Source organism: Streptosporangium sp. NPDC023963 (assembly GCF_040639135.1).
Taxonomy (GTDB): Bacteria; Actinomycetota; Actinomycetes; order Streptosporangiales; family Streptosporangiaceae; genus Streptosporangium.
Genome location: NZ_JBEZZK010000001.1, coordinates 745,266 through 763,139, shown reverse-complemented (window position 1 = coordinate 763,139; position 17,874 = coordinate 745,266). Strand labels below are relative to the sequence as shown.

13 protein-coding genes are annotated in these 17,874 nt (G+C 72.1%); 5 read left to right on the top strand and 8 right to left on the bottom strand.

From position 1 onward, the window contains the following. Positions 1-159 precede the first annotated feature (159 nt). On the top strand, positions 160-1,332 hold the full coding sequence (locus AB0F88_RS03180) for an aminotransferase class I/II-fold pyridoxal phosphate-dependent enzyme (protein ID WP_362676784.1): 1,173 nt from the start codon (positions 160-162) through the stop codon (positions 1,330-1,332). A gap of 103 nt (positions 1,333-1,435) precedes the next feature. Beyond that, positions 1,436-2,347, top strand: coding sequence for a threonine/serine dehydratase (locus AB0F88_RS03175; protein WP_362676782.1), 912 nt, complete (start codon positions 1,436-1,438; stop codon positions 2,345-2,347). A gap of 153 nt (positions 2,348-2,500) precedes the next feature. Here AB0F88_RS03175 and panB read toward each other — a convergent pair whose 3' ends face one another. After that, entirely contained in the window at positions 2,501-3,346 is an 846-nt protein-coding gene (panB, locus tag AB0F88_RS03170) for a 3-methyl-2-oxobutanoate hydroxymethyltransferase (protein ID WP_362676780.1), read from the bottom strand. A 380-nt stretch (positions 3,347-3,726) separates the two neighbouring features. On the opposite strand from panB, the gene AB0F88_RS03165 reads away from it, so the two are divergent. The 3 genes from AB0F88_RS03165 to AB0F88_RS03155 all read left to right on the top strand — a co-directional run bounded on the left by AB0F88_RS03165 (position 3,727) and on the right by AB0F88_RS03155 (position 7,439). Continuing rightward, complete coding sequence (locus AB0F88_RS03165) at positions 3,727-4,929, top strand: MFS transporter (protein WP_362676778.1); 1,203 nt, start codon at positions 3,727-3,729, stop codon at positions 4,927-4,929. 310 nt (positions 4,930-5,239) lie between these two features. After that, positions 5,240-6,805 carry an MFS transporter gene (locus AB0F88_RS03160; RefSeq protein ID WP_362676776.1) on the top strand — a complete coding sequence of 522 codons (1,566 nt, stop codon included), beginning with the start codon at positions 5,240-5,242 and terminating at the stop codon, positions 6,803-6,805. A 7-nt stretch (positions 6,806-6,812) separates the two neighbouring features. After that, the gene (locus AB0F88_RS03155) at positions 6,813-7,439 is read left to right on the top strand and encodes a TetR/AcrR family transcriptional regulator (RefSeq protein WP_362676774.1); all 627 of its coding nucleotides are present in this window, start codon (positions 6,813-6,815) and stop codon (positions 7,437-7,439) included. Between the two features lie 173 nt (positions 7,440-7,612). Here AB0F88_RS03155 and AB0F88_RS03150 read toward each other — a convergent pair whose 3' ends face one another. From AB0F88_RS03150 to AB0F88_RS03120, 7 genes are all read right to left on the bottom strand, one after another. Continuing rightward, on the bottom strand, positions 7,613-9,397 hold the full coding sequence (locus AB0F88_RS03150) for an NAD+ synthase (RefSeq protein ID WP_362676772.1): 1,785 nt from the start codon (positions 9,395-9,397) through the stop codon (positions 7,613-7,615). Positions 9,398-9,682: 285 nt separating this feature from the next. Continuing rightward, positions 9,683-10,006, bottom strand: coding sequence for a hypothetical protein (locus AB0F88_RS03145; protein ID WP_362676770.1), 324 nt, complete (start codon positions 10,004-10,006; stop codon positions 9,683-9,685). Between the two features lie 317 nt (positions 10,007-10,323). After that, positions 10,324-12,471 carry a sensor histidine kinase gene (locus tag AB0F88_RS03140; RefSeq protein ID WP_362676768.1) on the bottom strand — a complete coding sequence of 716 codons (2,148 nt, stop codon included), beginning with the start codon at positions 12,469-12,471 and terminating at the stop codon, positions 10,324-10,326. Between the two features lie 2 nt (positions 12,472-12,473). Next, a complete protein-coding gene (locus tag AB0F88_RS03135; RefSeq protein WP_362676766.1) occupies positions 12,474-13,955 on the bottom strand; it encodes a BTAD domain-containing putative transcriptional regulator in 1,482 nt (493 codons plus the stop codon). A gap of 85 nt (positions 13,956-14,040) precedes the next feature. Continuing rightward, complete coding sequence (locus tag AB0F88_RS03130) at positions 14,041-15,975, bottom strand: sensor histidine kinase (protein ID WP_362676764.1); 1,935 nt, start codon at positions 15,973-15,975, stop codon at positions 14,041-14,043. A gap of 224 nt (positions 15,976-16,199) precedes the next feature. Further along, positions 16,200-17,225 (bottom strand): terpene synthase family protein, encoded by a 1,026-nt coding sequence (locus AB0F88_RS03125; RefSeq protein WP_362676762.1) that lies wholly within the window; start codon positions 17,223-17,225, stop codon positions 16,200-16,202. A gap of 71 nt (positions 17,226-17,296) precedes the next feature. Beyond that, complete coding sequence (locus AB0F88_RS03120) at positions 17,297-17,842, bottom strand: EF-hand domain-containing protein (RefSeq protein ID WP_362676760.1); 546 nt, start codon at positions 17,840-17,842, stop codon at positions 17,297-17,299. Positions 17,843-17,874: the final 32 nt, after the last annotated feature.

Here is a 17,874-nt window from a genome sequence, read left to right as displayed (position 1 = left end):
GCGGAGCCGGGGGCGCTTTGGCGGCCGGTCGGGTGGGTGCGGGGCGCGTGGGATCCATGGCTTCACCGGTGGCCGATTGGTCGGATCCGCGCCCCGAAGCGGGCCAATCTTGCCTGATTGGATCTGACAAACACCTAGTGAACCGGACATCCTTGACGCATGACTGATTTTCGTCCGGAAACTCGCACCGTCCACCTGCCCCAGCCGCCCCTGAACGGCAGCCGTTCCATCACGGTGCCGCTCTACCAGACCTCCGGGTTCGTCTTCGACGACCCGGCCGTTTTCGCCGACGGGATGGGCCGTCCGGACGGAGCCTTCGTCTACGGGCGGCTGTCGAACCCGACGGTCCGCTCCCTGGAGGAGGCCGTCGCCGGGCTGGAGGGCGGAGCCGGCGCCGTGGCCACCGGCTCCGGGATGGGGGCCATCAACTCCGTACTGCTCGGGCTGCTCGAGCCCGGCGACCACCTGATCGCGCAGAAGCCGCTCTACGGCGGCACCGCCGCGATGATCAACGACCTGGCGGGGCGGTTCCGGATCTCGGTCTCCTACGTTCCCGAGGACGACCCGGCGGCGCTGCGCGCGGCCGTGCGGCCGGAGACGAAGCTCGTCTACCTGGAGACCATCGCCAACCCGGTGACCCAGGTCGCCGACCTGCCGGGCATGTGCGCCGTGGCCCGCGAGGCCGGGCTGATCTCCGTGGTCGACAACACCTTCGCCTCCCCGATCCTGTGCCGGCCGATAGAGCACGGCGCCGACATCGTGGTGCACTCCACGACCAAGTACCTGAGCGGGCACACCGACGTGCTCGGCGGGATCGCCGTCTTCGCCTCCGACGAGCTGTACCGCAAGGTGTGGTCCTACACCACCAAGCTGGGCGCCACCGCGGACCCGTTCGCCGCCTGGCTCACCCTGCGCGGCATCCAGACGCTGCCGCTGCGGATGGAGCGCCACTGCTCCAACACCCGCGAGCTGGCCACCCGCCTGAACGCCCACCCCGCCGTCTCCGTCGTGCACTGGCCGGGGCTGCCCTCGCACCCCTCGTACGAGCTGGCGGCCAAGCTGCTGCCCGACTTCGGGGGGGTCTTCTCCTTCGACCTGGCGGGCGGGCGGGAGGCGGGGGAGCGGTTCATGAGCTCGGTGAAGCTGGCCCTGCTGGCTCCCTCCCTCGGTGGCGTCGAGACGCTCATCCTGCATCCCGCGACCACCTCCCACCGCTCCCTGACGGCCGAGGAGCTGGCCCGCCACGGGATCGGCGAGGGCACGGTGCGGGTGGCGGTCGGCATCGAGCACGTCGAGGACCTGTGGGCCGACTTCGAGCAGGCGCTCTCCTGACGCCGCCGGGAGCACGGCCCGCGGTATCTCCTACACTGCGGCGCGGGGCCGCCCGCAGGGCCGGGCGGCCGCCTACGGGTCGCTTTGCAGGGAGGGGGCGCGCGTGAGCGTGTCGATCGGGGACGTGGAGCAGGCCGCCGGGCGCATCGCCGGGCATGTCCTGCGTACACCGGTGGTCGAGGTGTCGCCGGGGTTGTTCCTGAAGCTGGAGGGGCTGCAGCATTCGGGGTCGTTCAAGGCGCGCGGAGGCTTCAACCGCGCCCTGGCCTCGGAGAGGATCCCCGAGGCCGGGCTGATCGCGGCGAGCGGGGGCAACCACGGCCTGGCGGTGGCGTACGTGGCCCGCAGCCTCGGCGTCCAGGCCGAGATCTTCGTGCCGACGGTCTCCAGCCCGGTGAAGGTCGCCGGGCTGCGCGCGCTGGGCGCGCGGGTGACCCAGATCGGCGCCGTATACGCCGACGCGTACGGGGCCTCGGTCAAGCGCGCGGCCGAGACCGGCGCCCTGGACGTGCACGCCTACGACCAGGCGGAGGTGGTCGCGGGGCAGGGCACGGTCGGCCTGGAGCTCCTGGAGCAGACCGGGGGCGTCGACACGGTCGTCGTCGCGGTCGGCGGCGGTGGGCTCGTCGCCGGGATCACCGTCGCCCTCGGCGGCAGGGCACGCGTGGTCGCCGTCGAGCCCGAACTCATCCCGACCCTGCACCGGGCCCTGGAGGCCGGCGGGCCGGTCGGCGTCGAGGTCTCGGGGGTGGGGGCCGACGCCCTGGGCGCCAGCCGGGCGGGCCGGACGGCCTTCGAGATCACGAGCGCGGCGGGGGTACGGAGCCTCCTGGTCTCCGACGAGGCCATCGTCGAGGCGCGGCGCGAGCTGTGGCGTAAGCACAGGATCGCCGCCGAGCACGCGGGCGCCGCGGCGTACGCGGCCCTGCTGTCCGGCGTCTACACCCCGGCCCCCGGTGAGCGGGTGGCCGTCGTCGTGTGCGGCGCCAACACCGACCCCGCCACGCTCGTCTGACTCCTCGTACTTCTGCACGAGGAGGCTTCTGCACGAGGAGGCTTCTGCACGGCGAAGGCCGCCCCGGCGCCGCCAGGTTCTCCTGGGGCGCCGGGGCGGCTCAGCGGTGGTCACCGGTTCCGCGGCGCCCGGGGGCGGCGCGGCCCGGGCTGGTCAGCGGTAGCTGTGCTCGGCGGCGGGGAAGGCGCCGGTCGACACCTCGTCGGCGAAGCTGCGCACGGCCCTGTCCATCTCGTGGGCCAGGTCGAAGTACTTCTTGACGAACCTGGCGGGGCTGGCGGTCAGGCCCATCAGGTCCTGCCAGACGAGGACCTGCGCGTCGGTGCCCGGCCCGGCGCCGATGCCGATCGTGGGGATCGACAGGGACGCGGTGACCCGCTCGGCCAGGTCGGTGGGAACGCACTCCAGGACCACCGAGAACGCTCCGGCGTACTCCAGGTCCTTGGCGTCGGCCATCAGCTCGTCGCCCGACTGGCCGCGGCCCTGTACGCGGTAGCCGCCGAGCGCGTTGACCGACTGGGGGGTCAGGCCCAGGTGGGCCATCACCGGGATGCCGGCCGAGACCAGGGCCTCGACCTGGGGAAGCACCCGCCGCCCGCCCTCGAGCTTGACCGCGTGGGCCCCGGCCTCCTTCATGAACCGGGCGGCCGTCTCCAGGGCCTGCTGGGGAGACGACTGGTAGGAACCGAACGGCAGGTCGGCCACGACCATCGCGCGGGAGGAACCGCGGACCACGGCCGCCGTCAGGGGCATGAGATCGTCCACCGACACGGGCAGTGTCGAGTCGTACCCGTACACGACCATGGCGGCCGAATCGCCGACGAGCAGCACGGGGATGCCGGCCTCGTCGAAGACCCTGGCGGTCATCGCGTCGTACGCGGTGACCATCGGCCACCGCTCGCCGCGCTCCTTGGCGGCGGCGACGTCGCGCACGGTGATCCTTCGTCCAGCCTGGCCGCCGTACAGAGAGGTCGGCCGGTTGGTGACGGAAGAGGACATGGGACCTCCAGTGAAGTCTCGAGGCGCCCCTGTGGCGTCCCCGGACGTTTTCGATGATTGCACGCGTACGACAGGTTCAACAGACCTGATCGACGTGGTAATCCAATGGGCAGGTGTGGGTGGTATGTGACACGTTCGTCCTTTTGGTGCCGTAACGGAGTGTGAGGACGCGCGCGTCCGGACGATACTCCGTGGCGAAGGTGCCGGTGCCGCGCGGGTGGGTGCCGGCGGGTGCGTGCGTCCGGGGCGATGCGGGGCGGGCGGTGCGCGGTGCGCGTCAGGGGTGTTCGGCGGGCGGTGCGCGGCACCTCGGCGCGGTAATCCAGTGGCGGGAGTGTCAGGGGCGTACGGCACAATGCTCGCGGAGGTAAGTAATCACAATGGCTTTCGAACCTTACCGCCGCCTGCTGGCGATCCCGGGCGTGCGGTCGTTGCTGCTGGTGGGACTGGTCGCCCGCATTCCCTCGACCGCGGTCGCCATCACGCTGACGATGCACGTCGTCGATCCCAGCGGGCTCGGGCTCGGCTTCGCCGCGGCCGGTCTGGTGACCATGGCGAGCACGGTGGGGATGGCGGTCGGCTCGCCGCTGGCCGGCAGGTTCGTCGACAGCCACGGCCTGCGCCCGGTGCTGGTGGTGACCACGCTCGCCCAGCTCGCCTTCTGGTCCACCGCGTGGGCGATGCCGTTCCCCCTGCTGCTCGCGGCCTCGGTGCCCGCGGGCCTGCTCAGCCTCCCGGTGTTCAGCGTGATCAGGCAGTGCCTCACGGCGCTGGTCCCGGTCGACCAGCGCAGGATGGGCTTCTCCCTCGACTCCATGATCGTGGAACTCTCCTACATGGCCGGTCCCGCCCTGGCGGTCGCGGGGGTGACCCTCCTCGGCAGCGTGCCCACCATGGGCCTCGTCGCGGCCGGTCTGGTCGCCTCGGGTGTGGCGCTGATCGTGCTGAACCCGCCCGTCCGCTCGGAGAAGGAGCTCCAGGAGGTGGCGGGGAAGGTCTCGCGGCGCCAGTGGCTCACCCCGGGCATGCTCGGGCTGCTCGGCACGGTCGTCGCGGCGACCTTCGTGCTGGCCGCCACCGAGCTGTCCCTGGTGGCGACTATGAAGCAGGGCGGCGACACCGCCTGGATCGGGCTGGCGATCGGCCTGTGGTGCGCCTACTCGCTGATGGGCGGTTTCGTGTACGGCATGCTGCCCCGCGGGGTGTCGCCGCTGATCCTGATCGGCGCCATGGGTGTGCTCACCGTCCCCGTCGGGCTGGTCGGCGGTGACTGGCACTGGCTGGTCCTGGCCCTGCTGCCGGCCGGGGTGCTGTGCGCCCCCGCGCTGTCCTCCACGATCGAGACCGTGACCCGCTGGGTGCCCGCCGGGGCCCGTGGCGAGGCGATGGGCCTGCACGGCACGGCGTTGCTGATCGGCGCCGGCTCCGCGGCGCCCATCGCGGGCGTGATCATCGACGGCCCCGGTCCCGGCTGGGCCTTCGCCGCCGCCGGGCTGGTCGGTGTGGTGATGGTGCTGGTCGCCCTGCCGTTCTGGCGGCGCACCGCGGTCGTGGCCGACGAGCCCGTTCCGGTGGCCGCCTGACCTGGCCGTATTTGAGCGGGGGCGGTGCCGCTCTCGGCCGTACCCGATCAGAGGTGGCGTCGCTCTCGGCCGTACTTGAGCCGGGGGCGGCGGCGCTCTCGGTCGTACCTGAGCGGGGGTGGCGCCGCTGCCGCACCTGAGCGGGGGTGGCGCCGCTCTCGGCCGCCACCGGTCTCGGTGCGTCACCTCGGAGGCGTGCGCCGAGTTCAGGACGTTTCACGATAAATACGAAACGATACGGTTGCGTATCATAATGATCAACGCTACGGTTGTGTTTCGAAACTCAAGCGTATCGAATACGGGGCCTTTCGTGGAACAACAGCTCGGCCACCCGCGACGGTGGCGGATCCTGGGAGTGCTGGTCTTCAGCCTCCTGGCGGTCGTGCTCGACAACACCATCCTCAACGTCGCACTCAAGACGATCGCCGACCCCGTGGACGGCCTGGGCGCCACCCAGAGCCAGCTGGAATGGGCGATCAACTCCTACACGCTCGTGTTCGCGGGCCTGCTGTTCACCTTCGGGGTGATCGGCGACCGCACCGGGCGCAAGCGCATGCTCATGGTGGGCATGGTGCTCTTCGGCCTGGCCTCGCTGGCCAGCGCCTACGCCCAGGACCCCATGCAGCTGATCGTCGCCCGCGCGTTCATGGGCATCGGCGGTGCCGCGATCATGCCGGCCACGCTGGCGATCATCTCCAACGTCTTCCCCCCGCAGGAGCGCGGCAAGGCGATCGGCGTCTGGGCCGGCGGGGTGGGCCTGGCCGTGGCGATCGGCCCGATCACCGGCGGCTTGCTCATCGAGCACTTCTGGTGGGGCTCGGTCTTCCTGGTCAACCTGCCGATCGTGCTGGTCAGCATGGTGCTCATCAGCCTGGTCGTGCCCGAGTCGCGTGATCCCAAGCCCTCCAGGCTCGACCCGGTCGGCGTGGTCCTCTCCATCATCGGCCTCGTCGCCATCACCTACGGCATCATCCGGGGCGGGGAACTGGCCACGATCGCCAGTGCCGAGGTGCTCGTACCGACCGTCCTCGGCGTCGTGGTGATCGCCGCCTTCGTCTGGTACGAGCGCCGTATCGCCCACCCGGCCTTCGACGTCAGCTACTTCCGCGACCCGCGCTTCGCCACCGCGGTCGGCATGATCGGCATCGTGTTCTTCGCGATGATGGGCGCGATGTTCTTCCTGGTCTTCTACCTGCAGATCGTGCTGGGATTCAGCGCGCTGCAGGCCGGCGCTCTGATGATCCCCTTCGCCGCCGCACAGCTGATCTTCGCGCCGCTGAGCCAGCAGATGGCCGCGCGCTTCGGGGGCAAGATGAGCGCCACCGTCAGCATGGTCGTCGTGGCCGCCGCGCTGGCCTCCTACGCGCTGATGGACCAGCACACCCCGGTCGTCCTTCTGGAGATCGTGTTCTTCGTCCAGGGCGCGGCGATGGCCAACATCATGCCCCCGGCGACCACCGCGATCATGGAGGCGCTTCCCAGGGAGAAGGCCGGCGTCGGCTCGGCCATGAGCAACACGATCCGCCAGGTGGCCGGAGCGCTCGGCGTCGCGCTTCTCGGCTCGCTGCTCTCGGCCACCTACCGCGACCAGATCGCCCCAGCCCTGACGGGCCTGCCCGAGCAGCTCAGGCACCTGGCGGGCGAGTCGCTGACCGGCACGCTGGGCGTGGCCCAGGGCCTCGGCGCCCGGGGTGCGGCGCTGATCGAACCGGCCAAGCTCGCCTTCGTCGAGGGCATGCACATCACCGCCCTCGTCTCCGCGGTCATCGCGCTGCTCGGAGCCCTGGTGGTGTTCAGGTGGCTGCCCGGCAAGTCCTCCACGGCCACCTCCGTCCCCGAAGAGATCAGCCCGGACAGGGAACCGGCGGTAGTGTAGGAGCGCTATGACGACTACCGACGAGACTCAGGCGGCCGGGGCCCAGACGCCCCGTCCCGCGGGCCGTCCCCGCAGCGCCAGGGCGGAGAGGGCCATCATCGACGCGACCCTCGACCTGATCGCGGAGAGCGTGGGTCTCTCCGAGCTGTCGATCGAGGCGATCGCGGCTCGCGCGGGGGTCGGCAAGACCACGATCTACCGGCGCTGGTCGAACAAGGAAGACCTGCTCGTCGACGCGCTGTCCACGCTCAAGACGCCGCTGCCCCCGGTCGCGGGCGTCTCGGTCCGCGAGGATCTCGTCGTCTACGCGCAGGTGTTCCTGCGTGACGCGTGCGACGCGCGCAACCGCTGCGTGATGAACATCGCGATGAACGAGGCCGAGCGGCACCCCCGCCTGGTGGAGCGCATCCGCCAGGCGACCATCGAGCCGCGCAGGGCGGCGATCACCGCCCTGCTGCGGCGCGGCGTCGCCACCGGCGAGCTGCGGGCCGGCCTCGACGTCCCCCTCGCGATGGCGAACCTGGTCGGCACCGTCATGTGGTACATCCGCACCGAGGGCGTCGACGATCACACCGTGTCCTCCGACCTGGCCGAACGGATCGTCGACCACCTCCTGGCGGGCCTCGGCCCCTGAGGCTTCCCCGTACGGCCGTCCGGGGGCGGGAGCCCCTCGGACGCCGTCGTGGATGTCGTGATGAAACCCCGGCGTTCACCGCCGGGGTTTCGGCGTCCGACATGGCGCAACCCCGTCGGCTGCGCCGGCCGTTTCCCGCCGGGAGGGCCCGGCGTCCGGAAACGGTCCGGGGGTCAGGTGGTGGTCTCGCGCCAGCGGTTGGTGATGGGGAGGCGGCGGTCGCGGCCGAAGTTCTTCGGGGTGATCTTCGGGCCCGGGGGATACTGGCGGCGCTTGTACTCGGCCAGGTCGACCAGGCGGATCACCCGGGCGACCAGGGCCGGGTCGTGTCCGGCGGCGACGAGCTCGGCGGAGCCCATGTCCTTCTCGACGTAGTCGTCCAGCAGCCTGTCCAGGATGTCGTACTCGGGCAGGGAGTCGGTGTCGCGCTGGTCGGGGCGGAGCTCCGCGCTGGGCTCCTTCTCGATCGAGCTCTCCGGGATCGGCGGCACCGCGAACCCGTGCAGGAACTCGCCCGACCGGCCCGCCTGGGCGTTGCGCCAGCGCGCCAGCTCCCAGACCAGGGTCTTGAGCACGTCCTTGATGGGGGCGAAACCACCCGCCGAGTCGCCGTAGAGGGTGGAGTAGCCGGTGGCCAGCTCGCTCTTGTTGCCGGTGGTGAGGACGAGGTGGCCGTGCTCGTTGGACAGGCCCATCAGGATCATGCCGCGCACCCGGGCCTGAAGGTTCTCCGCGGCCAGGCCGGAGAGCTCGATCTCCTTCTCGAAGCCGTTGACGATGTCGGCGATCGGCACGGTCCTGGCGTTGATCCCCTGCCGGTCGACCAGCTCCTGGGCGTCGCTCACCGAGTGGTCCGAGGAGTAGCGGGAGGGCATCAGCACCACATGCACCCGGTCGGGGCCGATGGCGTCGGAGGCGATCGTGGCGGTCAGCGCCGAGTCGATGCCGCCGGACAGGCCGAGGACGACCGACCGGAAGCCGTTCTTGGCGACGTAGTCGCGGACCGCGAGGACCAGTGCCGAGTAGACCTCGGCGGTGTCGTCGAGGTGCTCGGCGACCGTGGGGGCCTGCGGCTCGTACGGCTCGACGGGGCGGGCGGACAGCTCCAGCCGCTCCACCGTGATCACGGTGCCGTCGCCGGCGTCCACTTGGAAGGTGCCGAGCCCTCCGTACCTGGCCTCGGGCAGCTCCAGGTCCGTGATCAGCAGCTCCTCGGAGAAGCGCGCCGCGCGCGCGACCAGCTCGCCTGAGGCGGAGACGACCAGCGAGTCCCCGTCGAAGACCAGCTCGTCCTGGCCGCCGACCTGGTTGACGTAGGCGAGGGCGCATCCGGCCTCGCGGGCGCGCCTGGCCACCAGCGCCAGGCGTACGTCGTCCTTCTCCTTCTCGTACGGGGAGGCGTTCGGCACCACGAGCAGCCCGGCTCCGGCCTCGCCCACCACCGCGACGGGGCCGCCCTCCTGCCAGAGGTCCTCGCAGACCGCGATCGCCACGTCGACGCCGTGCAACCGGAAGATCGGCAGGCGGTCGCCGCGGACGAAGTAGCGGTACTCGTCGAAGACGCCGTAGTTCGGCAGGTGGTGCTTGGCGGTCTTGACGACCACCCGGCCCCGGTGCAGCAGCGCGGCCGCGTCGAGCGGGGCGCCCTTGGGCTGGCCGACGCGCGGGGCGAGCTTCGCGCGGTCCACGTAGCCGACGACCACGGGGATCTCGCCGAGTCCCGCCTCGTCCAGCCGTCGCGCGGCCTCCTCGATCGCGGCGATCGACGCCTCCACGAACGAGGTGCGCAGCACGAGGTCCTCGACGGGGTACCCGGTCAGGAACATCTCGGTGAAGACCACCAGGTGCGCGCCGCGGCCGGCGGCGCGGCGGGTCCACTCGACGAGCCTGTCCGTGTTGGCGGCCAGGTCGCCGACGGCGGGATTGCTCTGGGCCAGGGCGATGCGGAGTTGAGCCACGCGGCCATCCTATTGGGGCGCGCCCGGAGCCCGCCGTGCAGGCGATTTCCCCCGGCCGCCTCCCGGCCGCCTCCCGGTCGCCCCCGGCCGCCGCCGGAGGAGCGCGGACGTCCCGAGGTGACCGCCCGCCGTCGCCGGGCGGGCGTGAAGCCCCCCGTGGCACGGAGGCCGCGAGCGACCGTTCCGATCGGGAGGCCTCACCTCCGACGTCACACGACGTCACACGACGTCACACGACGTCAAATGATGTCGGAGAACGTCGATGACGTGTTCTCGGTTCGCCGTTCAGCAGAAACGGGCGTATCCGGCGTCGTAGCCGTCCAGCCAGCCCCTGTCGTAGTCGCTGGGCGGCCCGATGTAGCTGCGCGACCTGCTCCTGCGGCAATCCTGGGCGGCGGCCCGGTAGCCGTCCCTGTATCCCCGCCAGTAGTCCCTCGGGTTTTCCGCCGATGGGGCCGGGTCCGTCACGGCCTCTTTCTGTGAAATGTCCGCCGTCACGCCCGGCTCGGGATCCGGCGTGGCCGATGCCTGTGAGGACGAGGCCGGTCCGAGGGTGAGCGCGGTGAGGAGCGCCGCCCCGAGCACCATCGGCTGTCGCTTGCCGTACATGCTTTTCTCCTTTGATCGAGCCGCGAGCAGAGCTCGCTCGACGGCCGTGATTAGGGGGAAAGATATAAGGCAAGCGGTTCGGGCTAAAGGACCGAAGTGCTCATTTGCTTATTTTCGGAGTAAGTTAAGAAGGGCCTGATTTTGCCTATTTTTTGTTTATTTCGGTAATTTTCGAGAAGCTGTGGTTTCTTGCTGGACATGAGCATTCGTCGACGGGCGAACCCTAAAGGCGCGGTGAGATCCGGGTGTGATCGGAGACGGGCGAAGGAGTGCCCGGCGCAGGGCGGCCGTACGGTCGGCGGTGAGGGCGAGAAGGTTCACGGGCGGCCCGCCGCGATCGGTGCGGCCGGGATCGGCAGCACGGCCTCCACGACCGTCCCGCCGCCCGGGGCCGTCCCGATCACGCAGGTACCGCCCAGTTCGGCGGCCCGCTCACGCATGGAGAGCAGCCCGACCCCCGAGCGCGGTCCCGAGGGCAGGCCGCGCCCGTCGTCCTGGACGCGTACCACCAGCGACTCCCCGCGCCGCAACGAGATCACCGCGGAGCCGGCCCCCGCGTGCTTGCGGACGTTGGTCAGCCCCTCCTGTGCGATGCGGTACGCGGCCACCTCGGCCGCCGCGGGCAGATCCGACAGGTCGCCCTCGGTCTCCACCGCGACCCGCGGCGTGCCCTCCTGCGCCAGGGCCCGTACGGCTCCCACCAGGCCGAGTTCGTCGAGGGTGGGCGGGCGCAGGCCGTACACCAGTTCCCTGATCTCCTCGCTGACCGCGTCCATGCCGCCGCGCAGGTCGAGCAGGAGCCTGTCCGCCGAGGCGGGGGCGGTGCGCAGGCTGATCCTGGCCATGTTGATCGACATGGCCATGTCGGTCAGCGCGTGGCCGAGCCCGTCGTGCAGGTCCCTGCGCAGGCGGCGGCGCTCCTCCTCGCGGGCGGTGAGGATGCGCTCCCGGGAGCGCTGCAGGTCGGCGGTCATCCGCACGGCGTGCGCCACGTCGGCGACGTACGGGACGGCCGCGGCGATCAGGCGGCCGTTGTGCGCGGCGGCGAACCTGCGGGGGCCGGGGGAGCCGAGGAGCAGCCGCCCGACCGGCTCGCCGTGCCAGACCAGCGGTACCTGGCGCGGCGCCGGGCCCAGCAGGCCGACCTGGACCTGCCTGGCGCCGGGCTCGTAGACCTCGACGGCGACGCCGGTGACGCTCAGCCCGTCTTTGACCACGGCGGCGACGGCGGCGAGCGCGTTGGCCGGCTCGGTCTCGCGGACCTCCCTGGCCAGGCGTGTGGCGAGCGCCTGCGGGTCGCCGTGCGTGCCGTACATGAGCCGGTCGACCAGGCTCCTGAGCCGGTGCCGGAGCGGCTGGAAGACGACCCCGGCGAGCAGGGCCGCCACCAGGCCGCCGATCCGGTCGTACCCCGACAGCGCCAGCCCGGCGACCGCGCCGACCGCGTACATGGCGCTGACCGCGGCGATCAGCCCGGCGGCGACGAAGGCGCGGCTCACCACCGTGTCGATGCCGTAGAGCCGGTAGCGCAGCACCGAGAAGACGATGGCCGCCGGGATCAGCCCGGTCCAGATCGTCCCGGCCAGCCACCAGGCCGGACCGGCGAGCAGGAAGGCGACGTAGACGGCGAACGCGAAGACCGGCCAGGCGATCTGGCGGCGCAGCTCGGGGCCCGCCCGCCGGAAGCGCAGCACCAGGGAGACCAGCGCCAGGACCGCGAGGGCCGAGATCAGGACGGCGACGACCTCGCGCGCCGCCATGTTGCGGGAGGCGAGGACGTCCACCGCGAGCGGGTTGGGGATGACCCGCGGCCAGGGGTAGAGCGCGGGGTCGGGGTCCGGACGGGTGAGGTTCAGCAGCAGGCTCGTCGCGAACACGACCACGCCGGCCGCCGCCAGCGGCCACCACCGCCGCGAGGGCAGCCGGCCGTCGGGGGAGTACAGCGGGAACAGGATCGCCAGCAAGAACCCGCCGACCGCCTTTCCCGTGACCATGCTCAGGCGGAGGTACCCGGCGGACTCCATGTCGCCCGCCGCGGCGAAGGTGAACATCGCCGACTCGGAGAAGGAGTTGACCGCGCACATCAGGCCGCCCGCGCACATCAGCCACGCCGTGGCCGGACGCGAGCGGTGGGCCAGCAGGAAGGCTCCCACCACGGGGAACGTCAGTCCCGCCGCCAGATCGGGCGTGGCAGGCTCCTGTGGTCGCCACCCGGGCGGCAGGTCGAGACGCAGCACGAGGCCGACCACGGTGAGACCGACCGACAGGAGCGCCGCCGAGAGGGCGGCGAGCCGCAGCGGGGAGCGCAGCAGCCCGCGTGCGAGCGAGGTGACGGGCCAGGCGGGGGCGCCCTCGGTCACGGTATCGGTCACGGTGCCGGTCACGGTGACCGCGTCGACGACCCGCCTGGGCACGCCACCGGCGCCGTCGAGCACCCGGCCGCGGCCGCGCTGCCGCAGGGACATGGCTATCTGCCCACGTCGCCGGGGTTGACCAGCCCGGACTCGTACGCGGTGACGACGAGCTGGGCCCGGTCGAACAGCCCGAGATGGTCGAGCAGCTTGACGACCGACTGCGAGACCGACCGCTCGGGGACCGCCAGGGTCGCCGCGATCTGCCGGTTGGTCAGCCCCCGGGCGACCAGCTTCATCAGGTCGAGTTCCGTGTCGCCGAGACCGGCGAGGCCGGGGGGCGCCGACGGGTCGGTGCGCCCGGCGAAGGCCGCGATCAGACGGGTGGTGACGGCGGGGTCGATCAGCGCGTCACCGGCCTGCGCGGCCCGCATCGCGGTGATGAGCTGCTCGGGCGCCGACGTCTTGAGGACGAACCCGCTCACCCCGGCCCGCAGCGCCGCGTAGAGGTTGTCGTCCGTGCCGAACGTGGTCATCATCACGACCTTCGGCGGCGCCGCGTCGGACAGGATCCTGCGCGCGGCGGTCAGTCCGTCCAGCCTGGGCATCTGGATGTCCATCAGCACCAGATCGGGGGAGGTCTCCCTGACCACCGTGATCGCCTGCTCGCCGTTCTCGGCCTCCCCGACCAGCTCGAAACCGGGTTCGCTGTCCAGCACCACGCGCAGGCCGGTGCGGACCAGCGCCTGGTCGTCCACCACCACGACCCGCAGCCCCGGCAGCGCCCGCTCCTCGGCGGGCGTCACGCGCGCCGCCGCCGGTTCCGCGGCCCGCACCGGCTCCGCAGGCGGATGGAGATGCACGGCCTGGGCCAGCATGTCGGACTCCAGGCGTTGCAGGGTGGCGCCCAGGTCGAGGCCGAGCTCCTCGCGGAGCATCGTCCTGGCGCGCCGGAGCGCGCCCAGCGCGTCTCCCTGCCTGCCGTTGCGGTACAGGGCCAGCGCGAGCAGCCGCCAGGCCTCCTCCCGCAGCGGATGCGCCGAGGCGTGCGCCTCCAGGTCGGCGACCAGGGCGCCGGAGTGCCCCAGCAGCAGCCCCGCGTCGGCCCGGCGCTCGATCGCGATCAGCCGCAACTCCTCCAGCCTGCCCGCCTCGCTCACCGCCCACGGCAGGTCGGAGAACTCGGCCAGGGCCGGGCCGCGCCAGAGGGCGAGGGCCGCCTCCAGGCGATCCCACACCTCGGCGGGCTCGCCGCTCGTCTTGACCGCGCTCTCGAAACTCCAGGCGTCCACCTGGCCGGGCGAGGCGCGCAGCGCGTATCCCGGCGGGGCGGAGACCAGGACCTCGGCCTCCTCCCGCGGCGCGCGGCCGGGTTCCAGGGCGCGCCGCAGCCGCGACACGTATCCCTGGATGGTCGACAGGGCCTGGGCGGGAGGCTCGCCGGGCCACAGTTCGTCGATGAGCACGGCCACCGGGACGGCGCGGCCACCGGCCACGAGGAGCCGGGCCAGCACCGCCATCTGGCGCTGGCCGCCGAGGTCGAGTGATGTCTCACCATGAAGGGCCTGGAACGGGCCAAGAGCACGAAATGTCAGCATTGCAGGCGCAAGGGTAGGGCTACCTGGACCAACGTCATAGGGCAATACTCACCATCGTTCGCGAGCCGTAAGAAATCATCGGTGGTCAGATCTTCACATTCAAGTTCACCGGGAGTATCGCCTCGACCACGGTGCCCCCCTCGGGGGGCGTCGTGATCACGCATGTCCCGCCCAGTTCGGCGGCGCGCTCGCGCATCGACGCCAGCCCGACCCCCGAGCGGCGCCCGGCGGGGACGCCGATCCCGTCGTCGCGCACCCGGACGCTCAGGTCGTTCTCGCCCCGCTCCAGCGACACCCGCACCGTCGCGGCCCCGGCGTGCTTGCGCGCGTTGGTCAGCGCCTCCTGCGCGATCCGGTACGCCGCGACCTCGGTCGCGGCGGGCAGGCCCTGCAACTCGCCCTCGACCTCCACGGCGACGCCGGGGCCCGCCATCTCCGCCACGGCCCCGGCCAGGCCGAGGTCGTCCAGCGCCGGCGGCCGCAGGCCGTACACCAGGTGCCTGATGTCGCTGGTGACACTGTCCATGCCGGAACGCAGCTCACCGAGCATGCGCTCGGCCGTCTCGGGGGAGGCGCGCAGGGAGAGCCTGGCCGCGTTGATGGACATCGCCATCCCGCTGAGCGACTGGCCGAGACCGTCGTGCAGGTCGCGGCGGAGGCGGCGGCGCTCCTCCTCGCGGGTGGTGACGATCCGCTCCCGGGAACGCCGCAGCGCGCCGACCAGCCGGACCGCGTGGGCGGCGTCGGCCACGTACGGCGTTAGCGCGGTGATGACCCGCTCGTTGTGCGCGGCCGGCAGGCGCCGGGCGCCCGGCGGGCCGATGAGCAGGCGGCCGACGGGCTCGCCGTGCCAGACCAGCAGGATGTCGCGCGCCACCTCCTCCAGCGTCCCCGCCGTCGACTCCTCCGGCCAGCCGTCCTGGAAGCGCACGCCCGTGCCGGTGACCGCCAGGCCGTCGCGCAGCACGTCCAGGGCCGCGGCCAGTCCCCCCGCGGGATCGGTGCGCTGGAGCCTGCGCCCGAGCTCGGCGGCCAGGGCCACCGGGTCGCCCCTGCCGCCGTACAGGAGGCGGTCGGCGCCGCGCTGGAGCAGCCGCCGCATCGGGTGGAAGAACGCCCCCGCGCAGAGGGCGGCGACCAGGCCGCCGATCCGGTCCACGTCAGACAGGAACAGGCTGGAGGCGGCGCCCACCACCACGTACACCCCGCCGATCACGCCGACCAGGCCCGCGCCGACCAGCGTCCTGGTGATGAGCGTGTCGATCCCGTAGAGGCGGTGCCGCAGCACCGAGAAGGTGATCGCGACCGGGACCAGCGGGATCGTGAACGACGCCAGCCACCACACCGGGTTGCCGACCACCCAGGGGACGATCACGGTGGCGAGCGCGACCAGCGTCCAGAGGATCTGCCCGCGCTCCTCGCGGCCGGCCCGCCGGAACCGGGCGGCCAGCGAGGCGAAGGCCAGGATCATCATCGCGTTGGTGAGCATGTCCAGCGAGAACCGCAGGAAGTGGGGGGAGGAATCCACGGGCCCCTGTCCGGAGAGGGGCATCAGGTCCGTGACGAGCACGTCGGCCGCCAGGACGGCGACGGAGCCCCAGACCAGCGCCCGCCAGCGCGGGGAGGGTGGTTTCCCGTCCGGATAGAGCAGCGGCAGCAGCACGACCAGGAAGAGGACGGTCAGCTTCCAGCTCACCCCGGCGACCGCCCGGATCGCCTCCGGCAGGACCGTCCACTCTCGCGCGGTGTCCAGGAGCGCGAGGTTCACCGTGAGGCTGTTCAGCGCGGAGCACAGGCCGCCCAGGCAGAGCAGCCAGCCGATGACCAGCCGGGGCCGCTGGAACACCAGGAGCGCGCCGAGGACGGGGAACACTGCGCCGGCCACGTCCTCGGGCGCGAACGGCAGAGGTGTGTAGGAAGGCTGCGGGAGCTGCGCCGTGACCCAGATGTTGACGCACTCCATCGCCACGGACGCGGCGGCGGCGAGCACCGCCGCGATCCGCCTCTGGGCGGGCGTCACCCTCGGGATTCCCCGGTACAGCCCGCGCATGATGGTTTAGGCCCTTCATTTTGTGCTTAAAGGGACCTTAACCGGCGCAGACCGCAATTTAATCAACGAGCGATCAACGCGGGCCGGAGGTCGTACGGCGCCTCGGAACCGGCTCGCCCATCGGCCCCCACCCGCCCCACCCGCCCCCGCCCGGGCACGTGCGCGCGGGCGGGCGGGAGCGGCCGGTCACCGGGTCACGGCACGTCGTACCGGCTGGACTCCAGGAGCCATTCCAGCTGGGCCCTCGGCGCCGTGAGGAAGGCGCACGCGACCTTGCTGACGTCCCTGGCCTGGCCGGTCGAGAACCCGAAACGGTCGAACAGCGCCGGAAGGCGCCGCGCGGAGGTCCGCAGGTCCTCGGCGCGGGCGGCGATCCGGTCGTTCACCCAGGCGACGGCTCCGGTGTCGGAGAGGTCGAACGCGGTCGCGGCGACCGTCACGTAGTTGTGCACGTCGCCGTTGGCCCGCTCCTTGTGGTGCGAGGCGACGTCGTTGCACCAGGCGGTGACGTCGTTGCAGGCGTCCACCAGCGTCCGCCAGGTCGTACTCTCGCGCAGCCCCGCGGGCACCTCCACCCCCAGGCAGGGCTCCACCAGGTCGAACAGGTAGGGGCCCGCGGTGCCCCGCCGCAGCCGCGGGTACTCGGCGGGGGAGGGCACGCGGCCCGCGCAGCGGTTCTCGGCCTCGGTACGGCAGGCCTCGCCCTGCGCCGCCAGCCCCGCCAGGAACCGGTGCCGCCAGCGGGTGCTCATCCGCCCGGTGGTGGCCTTCCAGAGGTCGCCGAAGGCCAGCTCGACGGGCGAGGAGGCGTGCGCGGGCGCGCGTGCGACGAGGTCGAGCCGCGCGAAGGCGGCCTCGACGATCTCGGCCGCGCGCCCGGCGGGCTTCTCGTCCCACTCGTCGTCGAAGTGGAACAGCCAGGTCAGCCATTTGGCGAACAGCAGGGCCGACTCCACGCCGAATCCGCAGAAGGCGCGGCCGGCCATCCGCTCGAACCCGGCGCCGGGGGGAGGTTCGAGCCCGACCTCGCGGGCCCAGGCGGCCAGCTCGGTGCCGATCAGGTCGACCGAGGGGTGCATCGGGCACGGTGCCGACATCACCGGCACGAGCTCGGTGAGGGGCAGCAGCAGCGCCGCGGCCACTCCCGAGGGCCGCGGCGGCTCCGGGTGGCCCGGTGTTCCGGCGGGCGCGGCGGACGAAGGGGACAGGGAAAGTGACATGGAGGGTGGCAAGGTCTGTGGGTGGGGTCGGGAACGGGTGAGGGGGTCGCCGAACGTTGGGGTGAGCGCCACTACAGCGGACCGAACAGCCAGTTGCCGGCCACTTCCGGATCGGCGCTCGTGTAGAACTGCCGGGTCGCCTCGACCAGCTCGCCCACGGACACGACGCCGTCGCCGTCACCGTCGAGCCGCTCGAAGGTGGCCCGCACGTCCTCGCGCGCGGTGCCGAACGCGGCCATCATGGTCCAGAACTCGTCCGGCCCCACGGCCCCGTCGCCGTCGGTGTCGCACAGGCCGGCCGCCGCCTCGGCGGCGGGCGCGAACACCGCGTCGAAGTGGTCACCCTCGATGAACGCCGAGGTCATGCCCGCGCGGAACTCCTCGGACGAGATGGCGCCGTCGCCGTCGGCGTCGATCTCCGCGGCCAGGGTCCGCCAGATCCCCTCGAAGCCCTGGGCGAGCCTGTGACCGGCCGGGGAGGTCGGCGACTCGCCGAAGCCGACGAGGATCCGGGCACCGAGGCCGAGAAGGTCCTCGCGCTCGATCGATCCACTGCCGTCGACGTCCATGTGCCCGAAGGCACGGTCGAGCTTGTGATTGAGGAGCATGGTGCTCATCGTTACTCCAGCATTACTTGTCGAAATCGAAC